Below are 26,000 nucleotides of genomic sequence, written 5' to 3'. Positions count from 1 at the left end.
TGTTAATAACATTTCTTTAATTTCCGCGAAATTGTCGCGCACGCGTTTAATATCTAACATCGTCATACCTCCAGTAGTTTAATGACATTGCATACATTAAGTCTTGACGTAATTGCGTTGCAAGCTAGACTCCAATAGCTCCGTTTTGAATAAAAATAAACACAAAAAAGCCCCCATCCCTATAAAGGGACGAGAGCTACCCGCGTTGCCACCCTAATTGATTAGGCATATACCTAATCCACTTATTTCATAACGGCATTTCAGCCGGCTACAGCCTACTTACATTACTTCGACTGTGCAACTCCAGGACGGATTCACAAGTGCTTTTATCAGCTTCCACCACCCGCTGACTCTCTAAAAAAACGTGCTTGCTACTACTTCCCATCATCGTGTTCAGTTATTTAAATTTTAACCATACTGTACTATATGAATACAGATTTTGCAAGCCATACCACAGGATACAAAATATACCAGGTTTTTTGAATCAGCGGCTATCTTATTATTTCAATTTATTTGAAATTTATATTCCAATTATATTTCAACCTCTGTTTCAGACAAATTCAATGCTTTCCCGCCCACTTTTACCTCAATAATTTCTTTCCCTTGAGTGGTTAACGCTATAACTATTTCTGAAGGTTTTTTCATAGAGTAACCTTGCTCAACAGATATATTAATAACATGTTCAGATTTGATTTTACCGTATTTATACAGATAACATGAAAGGGCACCATTGGATGTACCTGTTGCAGATTCTTCTGGAATACCATATAAAGGTGCCAAATTTCTACAGTGAGCATTTGAACCCTTTAGTGATTCAAGGGTAAAAATATGATAACCAATGGTATTATATTTATCGCTGATATTTTTTACTTTTTCAAAATCTGGCTTTATAGAATTTAATATATCTAAGTTTCTAATCGGTACAAGTATATCTCTAAGGCCAGTAGATACAATTTGCACTGGTAGATCCCCCAACATTTCATCTATAGTAATATTTAAGGAATCTGCAATTTCCTCCTTGTCTATTATTTCATAATAGCTTGGAGCATTTTGATCCATCATAATTGATAGGTCTTCCATTACTTCTACATTTAAAATTCCAGCCTTTGTTTCTTGAGAATATTTTCCTGGTTTAATATATCCTTGGCTTGAAAGTATATAGAACGCTGCTATCGTTGCATGGCCACAAAGATCAACCTCTTCATTAGGTGTAAAGAATCTAACCTTGAAGTCAGCAAGATCTGACTTCATGACAAAAGCAGTCTCACTAAAACCGATGATACCTGCTATTTTTTTCATGTCCTCATCTGATAGATAATCAGCGCTAAGTACCACTCCGGCAGGGTTCCCTCCCTCAATGGATTTTGCAAATGAATTTAATGTATAAACTTTTAACTTCATAATAGAATCCCTCCAGATTGTATATCGATTTTATATTTGCACTATTGTCCCAATATTCATTTCTTCTGCTTTTGATACAATATATTTTGAAACTGCAAGATCCTGCAATGCTATGCCAGTACTATCAAAAATCGTAATTTCTTCATCACTTGTACGTCCTTTCGCATTTCCAAGTATGAATTGTCCGATTTCAGTCAAATTGTTTTTGCCTAATATACCAGCCCTTATAGCACTTTGTGTTTCTCCGACTGTGGATGCTTGTGTAATATCATCTACATATACAGAAGCTACCTCAAAGATTTTTTCATCTATTTCCTGTTTTCCAGTTATGTCTGCCCCTACACAGCTGAAATGTATGCCTGGCTTAATCCACTCCTTAAAAATCAGTGGTTTTCGCGAAGGCGTTATCGTAATTACTGCATCGGTTTCTTCCAAAGCTTTCACTGGATTTTCTACAGCTACAAACTGAACTGACTCAATTCTTTGTTTCCAGCTCTTATTATAAGTATCGTTGATATCATATATGATTTTATCTAGTTCCGTCTTTATTGAATAACGGAATTTTGATGCATTTTCATATTTTACGGGGTCATATATATATACCTTGTTGATTGTCTGAACTTGAGATAGAGTGGCTGCAATTTGAAAAATCGCCTGAACTCCTGTACCTACAATCATTAGTGTTTTTGAATCTTGTTTTGACAGGTGTTTCACGCCTATTGAACCTGCTGCTCCAGTACGCATTCCTGTCAAATAACTTGCGTTGATCATTGCCTTAGGAAACCCATTCTTCAAATCAAATAACATAGTCAGCCCTGATATAGCTGGAAGCCCTTGATTTTTATTTTCACCAAACCATGAAACGAGTTTTAATCCAAACACATCTTCTTCATTAAGCATCCCTGATTTAATATCCATTTCTGCCCTACCCTCAAAAATCACCTCAGATACCATGGAGAATAGTCTCACCTGATTGTTGGCTTTAAGCGCATAGGCTTTTTCTACACATGCTACTGTATTCTTGATATCAAGAATGGTCTTAACATCATTATCACTTAGAATTCTTATTGGTACCATAGTTATCATTCTCCATTAAAATTTTATATCTGTTAATGTAATTGTATTTAAACAACAACAAAAAGTCTCCAACCATTCTTGGTTGTTATTTAACCAACCAAATGATATTGTAAAAGAACTATGATTTTGGAGGGATTTTATGTTGGATATCAACTGGAGACCTGATAGAAATAGTCCTTATCGATTGAATATACAGATTGTTAACTTCATAAAAGATAAAATAGCAACTGGAGAATGGCCAGTTGGTTTTAAATTGCCAAGTCAGCGGACACTTTCTGAAATTTTCTGTGTAAACAGAAGTACCGTAGTATCTGCCCTTGAAGAGCTGGCAGCTGAAGGCCTTATTAGCGGTAATGCTGGTGGAGGTACAAAAGTAATAAACAATACATGGACATTAATGTCCGTTAATCATTCATATAATTGGCTTCCCAATATATCTTCGGGATTACATCAACCAAATCAAAATATAATGCAACAGATCAATCAGGCTGAATTCCACCCTGATATCATCCGAATGGGATCCTGCGAACCTTCCCCTGAATTAATACCTAACAAAATGATTCAGGGCATACTAAAAAAACTGTCTAAGTCTATGGCATCGCTGGGTTATGAAGAACCAAAAGGAAATATCCAACTAAGAAGAGAGGTCTGCACATACCTTAAAACAATAGGAATAGAAGCTGAGCCATCCTCAGTTTTGATTACCTCTGGTGTTTCGCAGGCACTTCAGCTTATTTCCCTTGGACTTTTACACACGAACTCAGTAGTTTATGTTGAAAAGCCATCCTACCTATACTCTCTTAGAACCTTTCAATCTTTCGGAATGCAGCTTTCGGGAATTAAGCTGGATGAAGAAGGTATAGAAATAAAAGAATTGGTTGATCGACATAGGCGGAGAAAAGGAGCAATGCTTTTTACAATACCTACTTTTCAAAATCCTAGCGGGAGTGTCATGTCACTTGAAAGAAGAAAAACGCTTGTTGATGCGTGTGATAGAGAACGTTTGCCAATTATCGAGGATGATGTATATAGGGAGCTTTGGTTTGATGAACAACCCCCACAGCCAATAAAGGCATTTGATAACAATGGACTTGTATTATATATTGGTGGAATATCGAAGAATTTAAGTCCTGGTCTCAGGATTGGATGGATTGTTGGATCTGAAAAAGTCATTGAAAGATTGGCAGATATAAAAATGCAAACTGATTATGGAACAAGCTCACTCTCCCAGAATGTAACCACAGAACTATTCTCTAGTGGTCTTTATTATCAGCATAACGAAATAATGAGGAAAAATGTTAAGATCCGAAGAGATGTTGCTCTTGAAGCATTAAAGAAATATTTTACCGGCATCGGTACATGGAATATCCCTAGGGGCGGATATTTCATCTGGCTTAAGTTAAATGAAGGTATATCCATGTACCAGCTTTTTACTAAAGCCTTAAGTCGGAAAATACTTGTTCACCCTGGAGATTTGTATGAGTTTCACTCTGATCAATATTTAAGAATATCATATTCTTATGCATCCTTAAATGAAATTGACTATGGAATTAAAACTCTTTCAGAATTGGTAGCAGAACAATTTTTTTAAGTTTCATATAGAGATTTAAATATGGCGGATAATTATAAAAATGAGTATTGAATAAACACTGTATCAGATTCGAAAGCATCATCAACTCTTCTAGTTCTTGAAGTTTTGAATTATTAATCTATCTAATTTTCTAAAAAACTAATTGTCTTATATCTCAAATAACCTATGCGCAGAACCCGAATTTTAACACAAATATCCATAGTTCTGCGTATTTGTTCGGCCCCCTAAAGCAAACTTCCCCCAAGATAATTAGTCTGTGGGAACACAAAACACACTTCAATTTTTACACAAAAACCTCCTAAGCCTTTAATATGAGACTATTTCTTCTCTATCAATACTATGCACTCCACATGGGCTGTCAGAATAAACATATAAAAGACCTCTATCATTAATTGTACATTTCACGGTAGTTATTCCTAAACAGCAGGCCTGAGGCGATCTGAACTAAATGAGAATATCTCCTTAATTTGTGAAACATCAGTAAGAACCCTACAATTATGAAGTACTATATTTAATGTATTCTTAGTAAAATACGTGCCGATAACCTTCTTCGGTCAAGAAAGCAATAAATTTTTGAAAAAACCTTTATTAGTTCGCTAACTCTAATGTTCGTGTTTTACTCCATACATGAAGTATCCAGTCGATGGACGAATAGCACTTTCGTTGCTAAAACGCGAACGTTTAAAATCCTTTTAATTATAATAGTTTGTTATTTTTTTGTGTCTGTATTTTTATAATCGTCCTCAAACTGATAAAATTTTATAAATAGGCAAATATACCGTAAACGATAATTACCATAATTTGTACGAATAATCCCCATATCCGATAAAAAATTATGAATACAGTATTTATATTATGTAAACTAAATCAATAGAATTGATAAAAATTTCTTATTGGTACCACAGCTTCTAGGTTTTTTAATTTTTAAGCCAAAAATAAATTTAGACAATTACATTAAAAATAACGCTATGAGGCGTATCGAGATTTAGTATCACGTACCATTCCCCATCTCGATCGCTCTCACAGCGCACAAAAAAAGTCACTCATTTAAAAACATAATAATGAGTGACTTTTCAAAAGTCCTACTATATAACATAAATCAAGAGAAATATTACTGAGGCTCCCTATTAAAACAAAATGTTCAACTCTTAAACAATTAAGCATTGTATATAGTATCTTCTATTTATAGATATGCCAACTTGCTAGTTCCGTTATTTATAGCTTGCTGAATTAAGTTCGTTAAGGTTTTAACTCCTCCAGGTACTAAATGAACGCCGTCAGGTTCGAAATATTCCGGATGATTAATCGCTGCGGAATACCAATCTATTAATGTGATATTATCGTACATTTGTGCTTTTTTATATAGTGCATCATTTACATTTCTTTCCCATGATCGTGGTACTCGTGTATTTACTAAATAAATATCGGCATTTGAGAAAGCCCCCAGAAGTGTCTCAATTTGGGTATCGGTAAAGTATCCGTTTGTGCCAAGTTGAATGATAACTGCCTTGTCTGGTTGATTGAAACCAGCATAATTTGGTACCAACTTAACAGCTTGATGGACTTGTCGCCCGATTTTTGCATCTATTGTAATATTAGGGTATATTTCTTGTAAGCTTGAGGCAACATCTATCATTAAAGAATCTCCAATAGCTAGTATACCCTTATAAGTTTTCTTTATAGTGGTAGTATCTGAAACACTTTTTTCTTTTTGGGTGGATGCAATGCCTTGTTCATCAGTCGTATCAATTTCTTCTTTAGTATCAACTTTTGAAGAATCTTTCTCAGCTATTTTACTGTTAGTAGACTGCTCTTCCCCATTTATTTTTATATCGGTTGGATAGTCCTTCACTGAATTCTTTTTCGCTTCTCCACCCATACCTAAGGTTCCAGAAATAAACACTAATAGAAATAAAGGAATAAGAATCGTTAATATTTTATTTCTTAAAGTAATACTTCCCCATTTATTTAAATTAAACACAAAATTTTTACGATAAAATGATCGGAATCCTTGTTTACGAATTGGCGATTCAATAAAGCGATAAGATAGTTCCGCGATTACCAATATAAGAACTAGTTGTAAGCCTACGCGCCAATACGAAGGATTCCCTATTTCATGTATTGGGGTACCTAACACCATAATTGGATAATGCCAAAGATAAATTCCATAAGATCTTGAACCGAGCCAGCACAGAGGTTTCCAAGAGAGTATTTTTCCTAAATAACTAACAGGATGGCAAACACACGCAATTAATATGGCAGCATTTATACAGAAAAGGAACATACCCCCTCTGTATAGGTAAGCTTGATATTCATCAACAAAAATAATACATAAAATAATGATACTAAAAGATACCAAACTTATAGAATTTAGCATATTGATATTTTTATTAGATAATTCTTTTGATGAAAGTTTTTTCATAGGCCAAATGAGAGCTAACCAACAGCCAATTAATAATTCAAATGACCGAGTATCTGTTCCATAATATATTCTACTTGGGTCTTCCCCTGGTTGATACAGCACACTCATTAACACTGCGGAGCTTAAAGCTGCAATAAAAACAATAATCGATAAGCTACTTTGCTTTTTAAAAACATAAAGCGCAATAATCAATAGAATTGGCCAAAGAAGATAAAACTGTTCCTCGATTGCTAATGACCATAAATTTTTTAGAGGGGAAGGAGATCCGAAGCTATCAAAATAAGATAGTTTATGAAAAATGAACCACCAATTACTTAAATAAAAAATTGAGGAAATTGCGTCTCCACGTAATGTATTTAAAAGGTCCTTGTTGAACAACATTACCCAAACGAATGTAGTTATAATCATTACATATGCAGCAGGAAGTAAACGTCTAAACCGCCCAATCCAAAATTGACCTAAACTAACTGTCAATTGGTTCCCTTTTAAAGGTAAAACAGTAGAGGTTATTAAATAACCTGATAATACAAAAAATATATCTACTCCTAAGAACCCACCTCTTGCCCAACCGAAGCTAAAATGATATGCAATTACAGCTAATACTGATAATGCCCTAATTCCATCTAGTCCTGGGATATAACGATGATTTAAAGTCTTGCCTGACATAATACTCTATTCCTCCACTACATAATATTATCAACGTTATTTATGATGTTAAATTCTCAATATAAAGCTAAACATCGCCCCTTTTTCTTCAATTATTATCAAATCCTTCACTTAAATTAAAAGCCTATTAAAAGTTTAGAAAAATTTCCTACAAAGTGTTCAAAAGGAATCTAAATTACTTCCTGAGGGAGAAGAGGAAAGTATGGAGTCTTCACTTCATAAAATGGAATTCTATACTAGGTTGCTTACCCTTTGAAAAGACTTTCTTTCACCACAATATGTATTCACAAATGCTTAGAGATAAAAGAACTTTTACTTTCTATATTTCTATTTAATATTAAGTAAGGAGAGTGATTCCTAAAATTTCTTAACAACAATTTAAAATATGTAATGTAATCGTAACACAATTGTAACATAATGCTCTAAATTATAAAACAAACTCCTAAAAAAATACATAATAAAATCCTTAAAATAATCTTAAAAATTTTATTATGTATATTTAGACTTATTCCCAGTTGTTTTTACGATTACATCATATACACTACCACTTATCCACTTATCTACCTCTAAATTTCCTTTAGCAAACATTCGCTTCTAGTTATAGGTTGTTTTTCAAAGATTGTTGCTATTCAACTAACGGAGTAGTTTTAAAGAAGAAAGATATTACGGTATTGTTACGATTGTTACGAAGAAAAGCTTGTACCAAATAACATGTTTTCCTTTGATATTGATTCATTTCGCCAATATAGGAAGCATGATATTCACTACTCACTTGAAAAGAGGCTACCAAGTTAGTAGCCTCTTAAACATGTTGAGAATAACAGGAACATACTGAGCCTCGTTGTTTATATATCGTTACTACCTTCATCCATGTTTAAGATAAAGATATTATCTCTTTTTACTTTTTGAATAAACCTGCTGCAACTGCAGCATTAAAACTTCTTCTTGCAAAATCTGTTGGATCCCCAACATTCTCCCAATGCATGTACATTAATCTAGGAATATCAAATAGCCAATGATTATGCACTGCTGTAACAATAAGTCCTCTCTTTTGAAGCTCTTTCATAAATGGATTAATTTCCTCCTGAAGTACAACAGATTCGCCGAGGTTTAGTGTTTTAGCCAAAATACCTTCAAAAGAAAGGGCAAACGGAAGTGCTAGAGGGGATCGAGTAGTTCGTCCAAGAATGGTAGCTTTAATATCGCGAAGGCGCTGTACAACACAAACAGGTGTTGAAGTAATAACTTCCCCACCGATGATATTAGCAAGTTGTTGACATTTTATTGCACCTACGCAACTGCTTAATTTTTCTGACTGATTTTGTTCCTGGGAATGATTATCATGCTCCAATCTATTCACCTCCTTTTTATTTTCTAGTAATAATATATTCTCAAGTGCGGAATGTGACTGGGAATTATACCGTCAAGCGCCTTTTATTCTAAAATTTTTTCTATCTATTCCCAAACCCTCTGCCAAACCCTTTTTAACTTTAATAGTATGATTACTTTACCTACTTCTTCCACACCAATTTACATAAGATAAATAAAAATAGAAAAGGAGATAGTGAAGTGGATTCTAAACATTCAAACAATATATTTGATTTTATTGTTGTCGGGACGGGACCAGCTGGAGCAGTTATAGCTAAAACACTAACAGACGATAAAAAAACCTCAGTCTTAGTCCTAGAGGCAGGAGAAAACAATGATAGAGATAAACCAATTCGAGATTCTAGATTCGCTCCTGAACTAGAAGAGCAATTTTTCGCAGAATATTTTTGGCAAGGTGAAGGAGTACCCCAACCTGAAGTAGATGACAGAACATTTGAATGGACTACGGGGCGGCTTTCTGGGGGCGGGTCTTCAATAAATGGTGAACAGTATGTCAGACCTACACCAGCTGTTTTAAAAGAATGGGAACGTCTTTTAGGTAACTTATGGTCCCCCGAACGAGCAAATCGTAGCTTTAAACAGTTAGAAAATTTTCATGGAGAAACAAGTAATCCTGAATTTCATGGCTTCAATGGTCGTTTAAATATCAGGCAAGCCCCTAAAAATCCACCAATTATAACGAAAAAATTAGTTTCAGCGATCGAACAAGCAACAGGTTATAAACAAATTCTTGACTATAATAACCCAAAAACCCCTATTGGTCCTTTTACTCAATGGCAACTATTTCAAAAGATGAATGGAGAACGTGAAAGCTCTTCTACCGCATTTTTATCTTCAGACATTATGACTCCTGGTGGATACGGGGTGAATGGACGTAAGTTAAGGGTTGTTTATAAGTCAACCGGACTTCGTATTTTATTTAGGGAGAAAACAGCAATAGGTATTGAATATCTACAGGAAGGTAAAAAGGTTCAAGCTTTTGCCCGTAAAAAAGTAATTATTTCAGCGGGTATAAACAGTGCGCAACTATTAATGTTATCAGGAATCGGACCTTCAAATGACCTACATAAGGCCGGTATCCCCGTTATTTTTAACAATCCAAATGTAGGGGAACATTTGACTAATCATACCTTAAACACTGCTACATTTAGTGTGAATCCAAAAGATATCCCTCAGCTTCAAAACGATCCATTTTCCCTTTATACAGGAGGTGCCTTCTTACCAAATCCACTTAATAACAGTATCAATCCCCACCGAGGAGTTCAACTCATTGGGATTGTTTCAGAAGAAAGTTTAAATATTGCTATTTTATTTTTACAACCCAAAAGTCAAGGATCCATTAAAATACAAAATAACGACCCCTTAAAAATTGTCCTGGCGGATGAAGGTTTCTTAGATAATGAATATGACCTAGAAGCAATAAAGGCTATTTACAGAGTTTATATTAAAGGCATTGCGGAAAAACTTTCAAAAATCGACCCAAACTATCAGCTTGTAAATCCAACGTTAAAAACCATTGATAATGATGATGAACTTGAAACCTTTATTAAAGAAAATTTTGATCATAATCACCATCAACAAAGCTCACTTCGTATGGCCCCTATTGATAAAGGTGGAGTTGTAGATCGGTATGGCAATGTACATGGCGTCAATAATTTAATGGTCGCTGATGCACAAATCATTCCTTTTACAGTAGATGGTAACACGTCTGCATCTGCATACTTAATTGGATATACCATTGCAAAACGTTTAATGGATGATAACGCTTTTGAATAATAAACTTATTACCATTACAGGTTTTATATACACGGTTAATATGTATACATTGGGTGAATGTTAGTGCAGACTTTTTCTAAAAAGTGAGGCACCACATGTAATACCTCAGAAATTTACCACAGAGTATCACAATTGACTGCTTCCTCCTTAAAAGATTAATGTTGTCGCGTTGTGTAGTATTTATGAAGCTGTTTGAACTCTTCATTATGACGAATTAGCGGTAATGAATACGCTTGGCAATATCCTTACCTACAACGAGTGTAATTTCAGTAACTTGATTAATTTTTTATTCCGTTTCGAATGAATAAAAGAGTCCTCCTCGTTTGATGATGGGTCAATGGTTGTTGATACTAAAGCATCATACTAGAGGACTTTTTTTCTTTCAATACCTCAAACATTCTTCAAACAGGAATGCTGCACCGTTCGTTATGTAAAAAAATCAAACTCAAATAGTTTAATTTTAGTTAATTATTAAAATCCCATCTTCCTCCAATGGTTAAGGGATTAATCATACTGTTATTTTCTTTTCCCATTAATACTAATGTTGTTCCTGTTATATCTATAAGTCGTTTAGCTAATAATACGAATAATCTCCTACCATTAACTCCGATTTGTTTGCATTTTCTAAAATCCTTTTTAGATTGTAGTTTAAGAATGCTTTTGCTATCTGAAAACAACCAGCTAAGTTCATCATGGAAAAGATAAAAAGAACGGATATTGCCCCTTCATCCCCACTTAAAGCCGCTTCTAGCATCCTATAAAGCTTCTTTAAGATCAGATCAAGTGTACCCAACAGAATCTGTTTTCCTAAATAAAAGTCATAAAGCATCTTCATTGAACCAACCGTGTTTACTAATGTAACGAGCGATATGCGAATTGTTAAGGAAGAAATTTCAAGGATAAATAATCATTTTTTGGTTCAATTGAGATATTTAATGGATTTATAAAACTGTTTCTAATTATAACTTTGAACTATTTGACTAGAATTTCACTTATTAACTTAATACTATGAAGCATCATATAAACAAGAATATTTAATACGTATCATACATATATTGATTTAAATATTTCATTAAAATAGAATTCTATAATTATCCTAATGATGGAATTATAATATAAGAGAAAATTATCTATAAAGATTGGATGATGACAATTATTGAAAAATCGGTTCTTGCTATGGTTATTTTACGTGTATTGTCTGGAAGTATAGAAGTAAGTGCTGGATTGTTGATGCTAAAGTTAAATAATTTAGAAAAAGCATTCTATATTAATACAATGCTCGCTTTGGTTGGCCCAACAGTTTTAATCGTAACGACAGCAATTGCATTATTTGGACTAGCTGATAAAGTTCCTGTGACGAGAATCATCTGTCTATTTACGGGAATTACACTTATTTTAATTAGCTCACATATTAAGTAATAATAATATATTCCCAAAAAATTAATAAAGTCTAAGTCATCTTTTCATTTGGAGGTGGCTTTTTTCTTCGTTTACACACATTTAAGTCACCAGTTATTCCAGAGACTTAATTGCCAATCTTAACGAGGGTGTTTAACTCGGGGGTCCTTTGTTCGAAGAGGATTTAACCTGTACGAAGCTGAAATCCAACAATGACTACAACTTTCGGCGAGTATAATAAGGATTGACCCAATTAGATTAAATTTTTGTCTGACAGTTGGAAGTCCAATTAATTGTTAAGTTGAATATTTTCTTGGTCTTAAGGAGAATCTAGATTAAACGATAGTTAGAACGAATAATTCTTTGTAAATAGTCAAGAACTTGCAGACATGTCCTGACAACTAAAATTACTTATTGAGGAGAGGATAAAAGAAATCAATAAATATCAAAAAGCATAAGCTTTTTACGCCTACGCTTTTCAAAAATGAATGTTAAGACATCGATATTCTTTTACAAGCTATTTTTGCTGCTGGAATGGCAACACCTGCACCAAGTGCTGCATCCACTGAGTCTCCCCAAGAACCACTGCTATCCTTTATTTCGTTCCCTGCTGTTAAAACTCCCTCTGCTACCATTTCAACACAATCATAATAGTCTGGATTAGGATTACTTTCAAGATACTGTGCAGCTAATGCGTCTGCTTTCTTTTGTATTGAAAGTCGACCTTGTTCTGCCAATGAACTAAAAACACTCTCAGCTTGCCCACCAAAATGCACTATTCCGTCGTTAATGTCTTGACCAGTACGATGTATTTCTCCCATTTCAGATGACATATTTAATCCTCCCAATCCTTGAAATCTGAACTTTTTAGTTCACAAATATTTTATCCAACTGTGTTTGATCTTATCCATCAACAACTATTTCTTATTGGTTTTAAAAAACCTCTACTTAACCTTTTTAACGGATCATGGCTATTCACCCTATTTAAACGTGATCACCAAGAACGATCTTTTAAATTTGTTTTAATATGGCCCTCATCTTTGGTATTAATCCCGACTAGACCATCATAAGTTCAGCATATATATTATAATGTTCGTGTTTTGGGAGATTAATGATGGATTCAGCCGATGGAGAAATCGCACATTCATGTATTAAACACGAATATTATATTGAAGTTCAATTCGAATAGTTCGTAAAATACCTTTGAGTTGAAAAGTTTTTATAACGAAAAGACCATCCTTCATTCTGAGCAAGTTCGTTCCTAGAGCAATTTTCCCTTTACCATTAATCGTGATAAAGCTTATTTTAAAAGTACCACCAGACGATAGGCAAAAACTACTTTTTATTTGCCCAACTGAGTTTAATAAAAAGCCCATGAGACGCATCGAGATTCATTAACACGTACCGTTGCTTATCTCGATTGCTCTCACAGCTCTAATCAAAAGGCACTTTCTTTTTTTATGTCCTTTACAAAGGGTACATTTTAAACTCGGATACATACTGTAATTCTAAAACCCATCTTTTTATGTAATCGAATATTTATTGTAAAAATAAATTCCTTTTTCAGTCTCTTTATTAGCATTTTCAACAACTTGGAGGCATTCATTTATGGTCGACAAAAAAGTATCCTATAAATACATTGTTCGTGATAAAATGCACTAAGTTTCAGTTACATATAAACCAGTCTAACAGCAGTGACTGGTTTTCTCTAGGGGGTCGTACATGAGTCACAAACATAACAATCTATTATTGCCATCGCACTGATCACAGCCATTTGCCTAGCGGGCGATTCCATGCTCTATATTGTGTTGCCGACACACTGGAGGTCAGTTGGATTAACATCTTTGGTGCAGGTAGGTATTATTTTATCTATTAATCGGTTTGTTAGGCTACCGTTAAATCCGCTAATTGGGTATATCTATAAGAAAATTAGTTTTCGTAATTTAATTTTATTTGCCGTGCTATTAAGTGGATTGACTACGTTAAGTTATGGTTTTATTAAAGAATATCCAATATGGATTCTAATGCGTGCTATATGGGGGCTATCGTGGTCGCTTTTTAAATTAGGTGGATACTTATTGGTGCTTCAATACTCGACGAATTCTAATCGTGGTAACTTGATGGGAACATATAATGGTCTGTATCGTCTCGGAAGTTTATTTGGGATGCTGTTAGGAGGATTTTTAGCCGACCTTTTTGGGATTAAGTTAATTGCTTTGATCTTGGGTAGCATGGTCTTTTTGAGCATTCCGTTGGTTTTTAAATACTTACCGAAAACACTCCAAATGGAACATGACAATAAACCACTAACACAAACTCGGTTTACATGGTTGAAACCATTACAAAACAAAATGTTTCTAAAAATCCTTGTTACTGCATTTCTTTTAAGCATGCTTTTGGACGGCATGTTAACAGCCACTTTGAGTCATATTATAGAGGAGAAATTTACGAACCACATTCATTTGTTTGGATTTATAGTAGGTGCAGCAACCCTTTCAGGTGGTATGCAGGCTTTACGGTGGGGAATAACACCTTTTTTAACACCGAAAATTGGGGACATATTCGACCGTGCTAAACAAAAAAACATGGTATTGGTCCTTTGCTTAGTAAGTGCAGCCATCTTTTTACTCTTGATACCATTGTCATTAAAGCTAGTCCTTTGGTTCCCTATCCTTCTGGTTCATCTTTTAGTGGCATCAGTCATTACCACCGTTCTGGATGGTGTTGCAACTGATTATGCCTCAAAAATGACAAACCGTTTATTATTAATGACGACTTATACCATCATCCTTGATTTAGGAGCAGCTCTTGGACCCATTGCAGGATATTGTCTGGAACAACAAATCGGACTTTACAATCTGTTCTGGCTCGCATCGACAACTTGTCTAATACTTATGATTTTATGGGCTATCCCACATAAAGTACCGTTAAAACAAAACATTATTTAAAATAAAAAAAGACCGTGTTTGTAACGGGTTCTGTTTTCAAGTACAAAACTCTAAAAAACACTATAAACAGGATATGAAATCGCAATGATTTGATATCCTTTTTTTGTATAGAGCGGCTTTTAACAATTTTTATACGAATTGGTATATCAAATCGCATTAATAAAGTTACATATAGAAAGTTCTATAACGATGTGAATACATAATTTTTTTCAGCTCGAATTAGTTAATGTGTTATTCAACGGGGCGAGTTAGTTTAAGAAGATGTTTGTTTTATCATTTAAAAATAGAGATCAATATAAAGCATTAAAAGCTTTACATTGACGTTGCGTAAAGGATTAAGCTATTAGATATGGAGGAGATAATGTGGAAAAATTAAAAATCAACTTAATCAATAGCTTAGATTTCTATGATAAGTGTTTTTTAGGGAATGGTAATGAGAATTCATTCCGATATGAATTGATGCAACCAATGAAAACAATGTGGGATTATCTAAATGTACCGTTAAAAGCAACGCAATCTAATGGATACGATATTGTTATGGCATCAGAGATGTTAGGGATTTGGACTCCCAGAAAATCTATTCAACAAGTTAAGGATAATTTGCCAGAACTTATAGAGTCTGGGATTTTTGAAGAATATCAGGAAGTGATCTCAAAAGGAATTGATGAATTTGAAAAGAGAGGTTATTCTATTCCACTAGAAGAAATCTACGTAAATATTCTTTTAGGGGATGAAGATAGTCAAGAAATGAAAGTAAATAAAGGGTATTCAGGTTTTGGTGGTATACCAGGATATATTATGCTAATGATTGTTCCAAATGACTTTAATAAGAAACGATTAAAATCAGCTTTAGCTCACGAGTTTAATCATAATGTTCGTTTTACATTTGAACCATTTAATCACGGTGATGTGACTGTAGAAGAATATATAGTATTGGAAGGTTTAGCCGAATGTTTTGCTGAAGAGATGTATGGGAAAGAGTTGATAGGACCTTGGATTGCAGATTTTGATAAAGAAGAGATGGAGTACTCGATCGAAGTGATAAAAGAAGGACGGATGGCTAAAGGTTTTGGAGAAGTATCAGCATATATGTTTGGTGATGATGTTGCTAAGAAACGAGGGTACAGTCCAGTTGGTTTATCAGCGAATGCAGGTTATACTATTGGTTACCACTTGATTAAGCAATACTTAGTCAACAGTAACAAGAGTATTGCCGAAGCGACACTGACTCCTACTGAAGAAATAATTAGAGTCTCTAAATTTTTCGATTGATTATTTTCAAGTTTGAAGTTAACTTCATTTTCGATTCACGAAATATCAAACTAAGTTGTACAAAAAGGTACCGCCAATTGCAGTACCTTTTTGTATGCTAATTAATTTTTAACCTGCGATTTTGCTTTTTGTACTTCAAAACAGAACCCGTTACCATGTTTGGTCTTTTTTATTTTTCAAGATAAAATATGCACGAAGAGATTATGATGATATTAAAGACTTAAGTTGTTGCTTAGCCTAATTTTCTTTAATATTGTGCCAAGCACCATTCTTTCGTTTCTTGGTTCGCAAAGGATGCTTCTACACTATCAATATAAATTTGTCGATAGTCTTCTTCACTTAGATGAAATTCGTTGTTAACTAAATGGATTTCTTTTGCCATTGTAGTATCTGATACTGTTCTGTTATCCGTATTAAATGTCACTTTTATTCCATCTTTATGGAACTTATAAATCGGATGTTCTGAATAATGATGAACAGCCTTCGTCTGGACATTACTTGTTGGACACATTTCAAGCACTATCTGCCTTTCTTTCACAATCTTATAAGCCTCGGCACAATTTTTAATAAATACGCCATGTCCTATTCTTTCGGCACCTAACAGTTCAACGGCTTCTAGCACGTTTTTACCAATTCCAGTTTCACCGGCATGAATAGTAACTCTGTAGCCATATTCTTTGGCTAATGCGATTGGATCTACGAATTTTCCACAAAATCCTTCTTCTTCAGATGCACATAGGTCAATTGCCACCACACCTTTTCCGAGGAACTTTTTCCCCTTTTCAACCACCTCAAATGCGCTTTCTACAGACATCGTCCTCATGCAAGATAGGATGATATTTCCCTTTATTTCGTAACGGCTTTCAGCATCCCTCATCCCCTCTATAACAGATTGAATAACTTCTTCAACACCAAGGCCTTGTAATGTGTGAAGTAACGGGGCAAATCTAACTTCTAAATATTTCACATTTTCTCTTGCTGCATCCTCAAATAGCTCAAAAGTAATTCTTCTTAAGTTCTCCTTGGACTGTATGACTAAATTAGGAAGAGAAAATCTTTTTAAATACTCATCAAGGGATTCACATTCTAACGGAGCAATCAACTCCTTCTGTAGTTCATCCTTATCAAAAGAGGGTAGCTGAATGCCTTCCTTCTGTGCAATATCGATAATTGTTTCAGCCCTTAAGCTTCCATCCAAATGACAGTGAAGTTCAATTTTGGGCAATGTTAAAAAGTTCATTTTTAACCTCCTGAAATAAAATTTTAGATTAAAATACAAAAAAATTCCTGACTACAAAGAAAATACAAGTTTTGTACTTTCTTCGTAATCAGGAATTTCGGTTCCTGGTAGAGACCCCCAAACCATATTATTGGGGTTATACGAAATGATATTGATTCCTTAACGTTTTTAAAATAATAATAAAAAAATAGTAGATTGTCAACATTGTGCCCTAGCATATCAGAAATTTAATTGTTAAAACTAAATTTGAGTGCAAACTTCATATATTTGGCTGGCGTAGAAAGAAATATACCTCTATGGATGAAATACCTTCAATCAATTGAGTTATCTTCTCTTAGAAAGCGCTAATAAACGCAAATGCCCAGGCTCATCATTAATTGAGACCTGGGTTTAAAATGATTCTGTGCTAATTTTATTTGCTCCTTTTTGGTTGCATTTATGAAGTAAGCATTTAAAGTCATTACAAACGTTTAAGAAATTCAACTTAGTAACCAATTATGTCATTGACCCATGTAACGGAGCAATTTTTTCTTTTATACCAACAATTCTAAAGTCAAGTTATACTTACTTCCCCATTACAGATAGGAAAGTTGTAATCCTACACCAACTTCTCCTAAATAAGCAACTGTCGAAAGAGCTATTTTAGAGTGTAAATCTGTACAATGGCAAGCATGAAGCTTAATAGGATTAAGATCTTTTACAAAACGAACTGTATTGTCTAACTGCTCTTTCGTGGGATTTAGTAGGTGAAATCCTCCAATAATATCAACTACTCTTTCTTCCTGACATACCTCTTTGGCATATTCAATAATGTTACATATCCCGGAATGTGCACATCCTACGATAATAACTAAACCTTCTGAAGACTTATAAACGATTGCTGTGTCATCCAACACGAAGTCGTTAACACTCCCTTGATCTGTCACAACTTGCCCTATACAATCATTTCCTTCAAAATCAAATCTTCTTTTAATTTCCCCTAGAAATACTAGTCGATCTGTTAGCCATAATGGTTCTTTCGTTAATCGGACTGGAAAGTGTCTACTTAACTTTTCATGAGATAAGATACTCCCTATCTCTCCTACAGGATCAATTAGTTTTGTGTTAAAAACCAATGGATGCCCAATAATCTTAGGTGTATTATGTAGTATTTCCTCATTTTTTGCTTCCATATGTAGTCTAATTAAATGCGTAAGTCCCCATGTATGATCCGTATGCCCATGTGACAAGACAACATAATCAAGATTTCTTAAATCAATTCTCATTTTATCCGCATTCTTTATAAAGGCATCAGAATATCCGGTATCAAAAAGGATACGTTTACCATCATCTTCAATAAAAAAAGAAAGCCCTGGTTCCCCTAAAAAATAACGATCAATTAAAGTATTATTATCTACTAAAACGGTTAATTTCATACAATCCCTCCCTTTTCTGTTTATTATAACAAAATAGTTTGAAGTCCAATCACATATTTTACAAAATATTTGCATTAATAAACGCTTGGATACTAATCCAAGCGTTTATTAAAAGGCTATTTTTCAAGGCTTTTTTAATGATCAATCAAATGGCTGGCACATTTTGATCTTCGTGATAATACATTGAATACAAATCATTTAATGTAACTTTTCCAAATGCAAAATCCACCACATTTCTCTCAACTAAAAAAGATGTAAGCGAACTCAATAAACTTGCTTCAGAACTTGGTAAATGAATTAGTGACATGCCGTTTGTCAGTGTTTGAAGTTTTATAGTTGGAAATAGCTCTTGAAATTGTTTTTTAGTATCACTTGCCATATTTTTTACCCGAATCGTTTTAATTTGCGCTTGACTAAAACCTTCAATGATTTGATTGCTATCAACTAGTTTCCCTTTGTTAAATAAGAAAATGCGGTCTGCATATTTCTCTAAATTATCTAGTAAATGCGAAGCAATAATAATAATCTTACCTTCCGCCTTTTTCTGTAATAATAAGTTAGAAATAATTTCTACATTATTTGGATCAAGGCCGTTCATTACTTCGTCCATCATCATAATTTCCGTATTTGCGACTATTTGCATAGCAAAGCATAGACGCTGGCGCATACCAAGGGAATACGTGCCTGTTTTTTTATTCACATAGTGTTTCATATTTAATGCTTCGATTGTTTCATCAATCAGTTTTACATCGGATTGCCACATTGTTGCAAACATTTTTAAATGCTCGCGTCCGCTTAAGTGATTATACAAGTCACTTTGATCGGGCATCATCGATACGAATTTATGAATTTTCACTTCATTTGATTTATTCGAGTAACTTAGGCTGTCTTTAAATACTACCTTTCCTTTCAGAGGTTTCACATAATTCATCAACACATTCATAAATGTAGATTTTCCCGTTCCATTTGGTGCAACAAGCCCGATCATTTCGCCTTGCTCAAATGTCATTGAAATATCATTTAACACTTTATTTCCCCCAAATTGCACTGTAATATTTTGAATTTCAATCATCTTTACCCCTCCTACTTCATTAACTTATATCGCTTATTTAATGCAATAACTATCATTAACAAAATGACAACTCCTGCTAGTCCAAATAACAACTGTAAACCTAAAGTAAAATCTAAATTATTGTTCATATAATAAAAATTTCGCCTTTTTGAAATAATTTGTCCTACTTGAATATAAGATGTCGGATAATTTTGAACGTCCCAGAAATAGCCAACGTAACGGCTGGCATAAAAATTTTCGCCAAAAATAAGGAGCAAGCCAACAGCAAAATTGACCATCTCACTGCGGAATAGAATACTGCATAAAAGTACAACGCTGATAATGACAATAAACCATGTAAATAGCAACGTTAAGGATTGTACTATAAACGTACCTAATGTCATCATTTCAAATTGACCTTCTAAATGCCAATCGAGTTGAGCTGCATACATAGGAGATGGTAAATTGAAATTCCCAAAACCGAATTGTAAGCCTATGATAAAGAAGCCAATTAGAAGCGGTGCAAATAATGCCACGCTACCTAGTAGTGCTACGAACATTTTCACAAGTAGCTTTTTCCAATCACTAATTGGAAATCCCTTTAAAATAGATGGATGACGTTGATCCTTTTTAACAATATCAATTGATAGAAGAAGGACACAGACAATTAATATAATTGGAAGTAATCCCTTTGATAAGCGTTCGAACGTTTGAAGCGCTGTGCGTTGTTCAAAAATATCCAATGATAACTCGTAATCTGCTTTCGAATAAGCATCATAACGGACAGCCTGCTCTAAATAGGCGTAAAAGGCATCATCTTCTGCATACTTGTTATTTTCGATAAAATACTTTGAGTTATATGAAAAAAATGCCTCATTTCTATAAGTAAACGAATTCGTAAAGTAGTACCAATCGCGAGTTAAATCTGCATATTGTTTTAAATCCCCCTCATCTAATGCATCTAATCTTTTTTTATCTATAGGGTTAATTTCCTTAAATATTCCAATCGCATAAATAACGGAAGGATGAACACCATTTAAATCACTACCTTCCATATGATCTAAAAATTCCTGACGTGTTAAATAGCGTGCCTCAATTTCGTCATAGTCAACACTTTCAATTGGATTGTAAGTTGGCGCTATTTTAAATGCATAAAAAAGGGTTGCAAAAGCAAGCAAAAAATAGATTGCTAAGTTTTTTTTATTCGTAAAAAACTGTTTAATTTCAAATTTGAAATAACTCCACATGCTTATAATACCTCCCTTATGCCCTTTTGATTTTTCCTGTTGAGAAAAATGTTTTAATGACAAATAGCATTAAAATAATACAAATACAGATGATGATTAAGCCTAAATTCATAGAAATATCAACAGGCTTTGCTAAATCTACTGGAACGCCTCGTAAAATATCATTGAAGTTCATGAAATTAAAAGGATTATAAGGGATTAAACTAATAAGAGATGGAAAAATCATCGGTAAAAAGAATAAAATAAAGTGTACGAATAATGTTAAATACATATTTTTTAGTAACACATTTAATATAATCGACAACAACATGACAAAAATTGAAATTAAGATCATATAACCAACGCTCATTGCGATATATTGAATCGTAGATATTAATGTGGCATTTCCTACATATATCCCTACAGGCTCTAATGGGTTACCAAGTCCATTTAAGACCCACAATGGAATTGCGCAAATAAAAATGAGCAAAATGCTTGTTACTATGGATAAAAAGGCAATTATGCATTTAGATAAAATATAGTGATCAAATTGCACAGGAAAGCCTTGAATTATACTAGTATGCTCAAAATCATCTAGTAAAATAGAGCTTGTATGGAAGCTAATAAATATGTACCAGCCTGCTCCAACGTGAATAAAGAAAAATAATAAAAACGGAATGTACTGAAATAAATTGGATTGTGTATCCTTTTCTTCATCAATCATCCTCTTAAAATAAAGATAGTTCATAGAATTTTGCAATTTAGAAGGTAATAGTTCTGCAATATTTTCGTAGCCTTCTAATTCGAATGCCTCTTTTCTTAATTCTGCGAGTTGCAGCGAAGTCTCAAAATATAAAGATTGTTTGTCCATCGTCAATGATGCTATTTGTAAAGCAATCTTGCTTTTTTGTTTAACTAAATTTTTATATAAGTCGCTTCCATCACCTGTTTCTGAAGCGTCTTTAACTTGAAACTTTGATAGTGTAGCTTGCGCTGAATAAAAATCACCCTTTTTCTCGACAATTTGATTGCCAAGGGCTTGTGCTTGTATATAAAACATAAAGCCGAAAACGATAATGATAACTGCAACTAGTGCGACCAAATTTTTACGATTACCTCGCTCAATAACTAGACCTATTTTTAATGCTCTTAACACCGGCATCCCCCTCGCATTTTCGATCAAAGCATTTACAGTAACCATAAGATATTATGAATATTTTTACAATTCTTACATTTGAGGTGTATCGAAATAAATTTTGTATATCACTTCAATCCCCTTCTTTCCAAAGGACTTTTAAAAGGGACTATACCTGAGCACCATCTTTTGTATAAAATGAAAAAGAGCATGGCCTTTTACCTCTTGTAGTAAAAAGCATGCTCTTTAAATAAAATTCATGTTACGTTTATTATTATAGTTAATTACAAGCTGTATGCTCCTCAGCATTAGCTTTACCCCGCGCTATGAACTGCACGTTTTTGTAGTTTAGTTTTGATTCGTTTCTATAAAGTAAGGATTAATATGAATAAGGACTTCCCCAACATCTGGGTATTTATTTAATAGTTCATTTTTAATATCACGAGCTATATCATGGCCTTGTTTAATAGTTAAATCATGATTGAGTGATAGACGAACGTCTAGAATCTTATAGTGACCGTGTTCTCTTGCGCGGATTTTGTCTATTCGTTTTACTTGATGAAATTCATGAATCGTAGCTTCATAACCGTCTAAAAGATCCTGATCCACGCTTTTTTCCATTAAAACATCAACAGAAGGTTTAACTAATTCCATTGCGATTCTAAAAATAAAATAAGCTACTAAAGCACTTGCGATAGCGTCCGCGTATAACAAAAATGTCCATCCAATTGCATTTCCTATAATTGCTAAGAGAACTCCTATAAATGCTGCAAGGGAAGCGACAATATCACCCTTATGATCATAGGCAATCGCTATAATAGCCTTACTATTCCACTTTTTCCCCTGTTTAATAGAATATCTATATAATATTTCTTTCGCTATGTAAGAAATTATTGCAGCTATTAATGCACTGTATTGTGGTACACCTGGCTTGTCAAAAAATGCTAAAATTGCTTCTATTAATATATATATTGAAACTATTATTAAAATAATCCCAACGATTGCTTCACTAATCACCTCTGCCTTACCATGTCCAAAAGGGTGATCCTTATCAGGTGGTTTATTTGAGATCCCTACAACTGCTAGCACAGCAATCGAAGCTACTACATCTGCCCCGGAGTGAATTCCGTCTGCAAATACAGCCTCACTACCCCCAAAAAGACCAAAAAAGATTTTACCTATCATTAGAATTAGGTTGGATACAAGTGCAATCCATGCAACTTTTTTGCTTATTTGTTCTCTCTCACTAACCATTTATTTCTCCTCCGATTAAGAGTTTTATCACTAAAAATGAGGGAAAGAATTCTCCTCAAATACCCTTAATCCTTTACCTTTAATTAATACTCAACTATGATATCAGACGAATATCGAGTGGGTCTACAACAACCTTTTTCACCATTACTAAATAAATTTAGATCGTAAAAATAAGTTGCCTCAGACCAAATTAGTAACCAGTATTTTTTGTGATATTTTGTTTCGAGATATCCTTCAAACATTTGATTCAACTCTTGGGTGAGAAATTGCTAAGCTAGCTTGTGCTTTTGTCGCTTTTGGAGCGTTTGCATTGTTGACAATTAGAAGAATTGTGGCCTTGCGACAGTACTCTTTCAAATAATGAGTTCTACCCATCTTCCTATTGCTGTGGGCGGACTGCTCTTCACTATTTTTATCATCACTTATAGAAGCATAGGCTAGGTATAGCAGCTTGTTTCCTTGCCATAGGACTCGCTGCTGGTGTAAACACTGTCAAATAGGAAGCTAGAATTTTGACTTTAGATTAATTTTTTGAACTTATAGGTAAATCAAAAGAAGCTATTTTGAAAAAGACAATCAAAATAGCTTCTTGCATAATGGGGTTTATTAAAACTTAGGAATATTCTTGTATCCTTCGATGATATCCCCGAATCCTTGGTTGGTAAGAAGGTCCGCTACTGGTCGAAGAATTTCCTGATTACTATTCACGAGATATCGTGTTTTTGAGCGAATGAGCCGATCAAACAGTTCACTTCGTTGTTCTCCAACAGCTTCCCAAGATTGTTGAGACTTCAGTAAGTCTTCTAACGTTAAGAGAGGATAATCAATTCCTTCAAAAGTGAAATCACTATTCATCTGATACCACACATCTCCATTCTCTCGTAACCATTTTTCACCAATGTTTTCAACACCCCGTCTCATATTTTGGGCTACATCCAAATAGGTTTTTTCTTTTGTTTGTTGATAGGATTCTAGTAAGAAGTTCATTTCTCCTAACGCATGATTTAACGATGTATGTGTCTTCTTTGTCTGCTGGGGAGAATAATAATCGGTCACCAGGTAACCACCATTTGGAACTTCGATTATGTTGCCGTTTTTCGTCTGATCGACCAAAAAGTCTGCATAAGTGATGGTCGAATTTTTGAGCTCTTTGATGCCAAGCATGTCTCCTGTTTTTTTTAGGAATAGCGCGACATTCTCGTTATGTCTAGTATCGGTATAGGGAGCTTGGATTCCGTAATCTTTTTTTAACCATGTACTCGTATATTCCGTTTCCCATAAGCCTTTTTTATCCCCTTGAAAAATAAATAAGTTCGCAACAGAATTTAATAGCAAATCGTAGAAGTATCGCTCCTGCGTAGTTTCAAAGTAATTTAAGGCTTTTTTATCTTGGATCCTCACTAGATTTCGCCCATATCCTAATTTTGTTTCAGGTTCGATCGACCATGGGAGTTTTGAATAGGGCCCTTCAGCTGTATACCATTTGTTCGTATCTTTATACTGTTTTGTACTTTGGCTAATCCATTCATCGAGCACTTCTTCTTTTTTAAACAGTGGCTTTTGTGACACTAACAGCCAGTTTTCAGATAAATCATTTCCTTCTGATTGAAGTGGAAGAGTTATAGTAAGGCCATTATCATCATTCGTTAATTTCATGTCCTTATTTTCACTCGTCAATTCCCGGACTACACTCTTGTCCCCGTTCTCATAGTTGGTAATCAGTTCTTTCGATATGTAGTTTCGGCTGATCATCATATTAGTCACTAAATTTTCATGTTCCTTTACTTTTAACAGACCAATAGGATAAGTGGTTGGATCTACTCCGTATACATGATCATGCTCATGTTGTATTTCCTGACGTTCGAAATCTGTTAAATCATACTTTATATTTCCGCTGATTGGGTACGATATTGAAGCACTATAACCTTTGCTGCTTTTGTTTTGTAATTGAGTGAAAATGAAGAAATCCCCATTATCGATTTCTCGTACAGTGACCTTAATGGAACCCCTGTTTTCCCCATCTTCAAATAAATTATAGAAAGTTGTTTGATCCGTTGAATGAATATTTGTGTTATTTGCACTTTTGGTTTTTTGTAGTAGTAAACCATTGGCTTCCAAATGTAATTGTGCGGAGTTTGGTAATTCTAGGGAAACGCTGTCTTTAGGTTCAACTTCTTTATAGTCATCCTCTTTTAATGGCCATGAAGTTAAAATCATGACGGCTAACGCGAAACATAAAATGCCACTCCAGATTTTTCTTTTAAACAAACTGTCCCTCCAAAATGTAACGATTCTTCTACATAAAAGTTACCAAAATTATACCAGTGGTAAATAAGAAAAACAATTTTTCGGACATTATATATTTAAGTTTTGAGAATTTAACTAAAGATTCACTCATTATTTAAGCTAGTACAATGCTCTATCTTTAGTTTGAGAAATCTTTGTAACATTAAAATAGGATTTATCAGCGATTCTGTTATTTTATCAGCGATTTTGTTCACTTTATCAGCGATTGTCGAAGGTTTATCAGCGATTCTGTTATTTTATCAGCGATTGTCAGAAGTTTATCAGCGTTTGCCATAGTTTATCAGACGTTCAGCCATCAGCGTTCCACTGTTCGATCGTCTAGGGAAAAAATAGCGATCACAGATGCAGGTAAAATATTGCATGAACAAAGTAATATTTCGAGCATGATACAATCAAGTAGCAATTCTAAAATTTCTATAAGATTTATTCTAT

General features: G+C 34.1%; 18 protein-coding genes, 1 riboswitch and 1 other annotated feature. Of the genes, 5 read left to right on the top strand and 13 right to left on the bottom strand.

The features are described 5' to 3' along the window. Positions 1 to 182 precede the first annotated feature (182 nt). Positions 183 to 397 (bottom strand) — a binding site (T-box leader). Between the two features lie 134 nt (positions 398 to 531). Together MOK21_RS21405 and MOK21_RS21400 are read right to left on the bottom strand one after the other, a co-directional pair. Beyond that, on the bottom strand, positions 532 to 1,401 hold the full coding sequence (locus MOK21_RS21405; protein WP_249075981.1) for a PhzF family phenazine biosynthesis protein: 870 nt from the start codon (positions 1,399 to 1,401) through the stop codon (positions 532 to 534). 30 nt (positions 1,402 to 1,431) lie between these two features. Continuing rightward, on the bottom strand, positions 1,432 to 2,478 hold the full coding sequence (locus MOK21_RS21400; RefSeq protein WP_249075980.1) for an ornithine cyclodeaminase family protein: 1,047 nt from the start codon (positions 2,476 to 2,478) through the stop codon (positions 1,432 to 1,434). 139 nt (positions 2,479 to 2,617) lie between these two features. Between MOK21_RS21400 and MOK21_RS21395 the strand changes: the two genes are divergently transcribed. Continuing rightward, positions 2,618 to 4,069 carry an aminotransferase-like domain-containing protein gene (locus tag MOK21_RS21395; protein WP_249075979.1) on the top strand — a complete coding sequence of 484 codons (1,452 nt, stop codon included), beginning with the start codon at positions 2,618 to 2,620 and terminating at the stop codon, positions 4,067 to 4,069. A gap of 1,183 nt (positions 4,070 to 5,252) precedes the next feature. Here MOK21_RS21395 and MOK21_RS21390 read toward each other — a convergent pair. Both MOK21_RS21390 and MOK21_RS21385 read right to left on the bottom strand, forming a co-directional pair. Continuing rightward, entirely contained in the window at positions 5,253 to 7,157 is a 1,905-nt protein-coding gene (locus MOK21_RS21390; protein WP_249075978.1) for an acyltransferase family protein, read from the bottom strand. A gap of 898 nt (positions 7,158 to 8,055) precedes the next feature. Beyond that, positions 8,056 to 8,442, bottom strand: coding sequence for a DUF1259 domain-containing protein (locus MOK21_RS21385; RefSeq protein ID WP_249075984.1), 387 nt, complete (start codon positions 8,440 to 8,442; stop codon positions 8,056 to 8,058). Between the two features lie 284 nt (positions 8,443 to 8,726). On the opposite strand from MOK21_RS21385, the gene MOK21_RS21380 reads away from it, so the two are divergent. Beyond that, the gene (locus MOK21_RS21380) at positions 8,727 to 10,322 is read left to right on the top strand and encodes a GMC family oxidoreductase (RefSeq protein ID WP_249075977.1); all 1,596 of its coding nucleotides are present in this window, start codon (positions 8,727 to 8,729) and stop codon (positions 10,320 to 10,322) included. Positions 10,323 to 10,896: 574 nt separating this feature from the next. Here MOK21_RS21380 and MOK21_RS21375 read toward each other — a convergent pair. Continuing rightward, positions 10,897 to 11,157, bottom strand: coding sequence for a hypothetical protein (locus tag MOK21_RS21375; RefSeq protein ID WP_249075976.1), 261 nt, complete (start codon positions 11,155 to 11,157; stop codon positions 10,897 to 10,899). Positions 11,158 to 11,465: 308 nt separating this feature from the next. Between MOK21_RS21375 and MOK21_RS21370 the strand changes: the two genes are divergently transcribed. Further along, on the top strand, positions 11,466 to 11,741 hold the full coding sequence (locus MOK21_RS21370; RefSeq protein WP_249075975.1) for a YqhV family protein: 276 nt from the start codon (positions 11,466 to 11,468) through the stop codon (positions 11,739 to 11,741). 470 nt (positions 11,742 to 12,211) lie between these two features. Here MOK21_RS21370 and MOK21_RS21365 read toward each other — a convergent pair whose 3' ends face one another. After that, a complete protein-coding gene (locus MOK21_RS21365; protein ID WP_249075974.1) occupies positions 12,212 to 12,553 on the bottom strand; it encodes a hypothetical protein in 342 nt (113 codons plus the stop codon). A gap of 912 nt (positions 12,554 to 13,465) precedes the next feature. On the opposite strand from MOK21_RS21365, the gene MOK21_RS21360 reads away from it, so the two are divergent. Next, complete coding sequence (locus tag MOK21_RS21360; protein WP_249075983.1) at positions 13,466 to 14,668, top strand: MFS transporter; 1,203 nt, start codon at positions 13,466 to 13,468, stop codon at positions 14,666 to 14,668. Positions 14,669 to 15,031: 363 nt separating this feature from the next. Further along, positions 15,032 to 15,940 (top strand): DUF2268 domain-containing putative Zn-dependent protease, encoded by a 909-nt coding sequence (locus tag MOK21_RS21355; RefSeq protein ID WP_249075973.1) that lies wholly within the window; start codon positions 15,032 to 15,034, stop codon positions 15,938 to 15,940. Positions 15,941 to 16,187: 247 nt separating this feature from the next. Here MOK21_RS21355 and add read toward each other — a convergent pair whose 3' ends face one another. The 7 genes from add to MOK21_RS21320 form a co-directional block, all read right to left on the bottom strand. Further along, positions 16,188 to 17,180 carry an adenosine deaminase gene (gene add / locus MOK21_RS21350; protein WP_249075972.1) on the bottom strand — a complete coding sequence of 331 codons (993 nt, stop codon included), beginning with the start codon at positions 17,178 to 17,180 and terminating at the stop codon, positions 16,188 to 16,190. A gap of 65 nt (positions 17,181 to 17,245) precedes the next feature. Continuing rightward, a riboswitch (purine riboswitch) is annotated at positions 17,246 to 17,344 on the bottom strand. Positions 17,345 to 17,755: 411 nt separating this feature from the next. After that, positions 17,756 to 18,595, bottom strand: coding sequence for an MBL fold metallo-hydrolase (locus tag MOK21_RS21345; protein WP_249075971.1), 840 nt, complete (start codon positions 18,593 to 18,595; stop codon positions 17,756 to 17,758). Positions 18,596 to 18,740: 145 nt separating this feature from the next. After that, positions 18,741 to 19,667: an ABC transporter ATP-binding protein gene (locus MOK21_RS21340; RefSeq protein WP_249075970.1), complete on the bottom strand. Its 927-nt coding sequence runs from the start codon at positions 19,665 to 19,667 to the stop codon at positions 18,741 to 18,743. 11 nt (positions 19,668 to 19,678) lie between these two features. Continuing rightward, on the bottom strand, positions 19,679 to 20,893 hold the full coding sequence (locus tag MOK21_RS21335) for an ABC transporter permease (protein ID WP_249075969.1): 1,215 nt from the start codon (positions 20,891 to 20,893) through the stop codon (positions 19,679 to 19,681). Positions 20,894 to 20,909: 16 nt separating this feature from the next. Next, the gene (locus tag MOK21_RS21330; RefSeq protein WP_249075968.1) at positions 20,910 to 22,034 is read right to left on the bottom strand and encodes an ABC transporter; all 1,125 of its coding nucleotides are present in this window, start codon (positions 22,032 to 22,034) and stop codon (positions 20,910 to 20,912) included. Between the two features lie 321 nt (positions 22,035 to 22,355). Beyond that, positions 22,356 to 23,261: a cation diffusion facilitator family transporter gene (locus MOK21_RS21325; RefSeq protein ID WP_249075967.1), complete on the bottom strand. Its 906-nt coding sequence runs from the start codon at positions 23,259 to 23,261 to the stop codon at positions 22,356 to 22,358. A 606-nt stretch (positions 23,262 to 23,867) separates the two neighbouring features. After that, on the bottom strand, positions 23,868 to 25,529 hold the full coding sequence (locus tag MOK21_RS21320; protein WP_249075966.1) for a hypothetical protein: 1,662 nt from the start codon (positions 25,527 to 25,529) through the stop codon (positions 23,868 to 23,870). Between the last annotated feature and the right edge of the window lie 471 nt (positions 25,530 to 26,000).

The organism is Lysinibacillus sp. BPa_S21 (assembly GCF_023337795.1).
In the GTDB taxonomy this organism is placed as follows: domain Bacteria; phylum Bacillota; class Bacilli; order Bacillales_A; family Planococcaceae; genus Lysinibacillus.
This window is presented reverse-complemented; position numbering and strand designations above follow the sequence as displayed.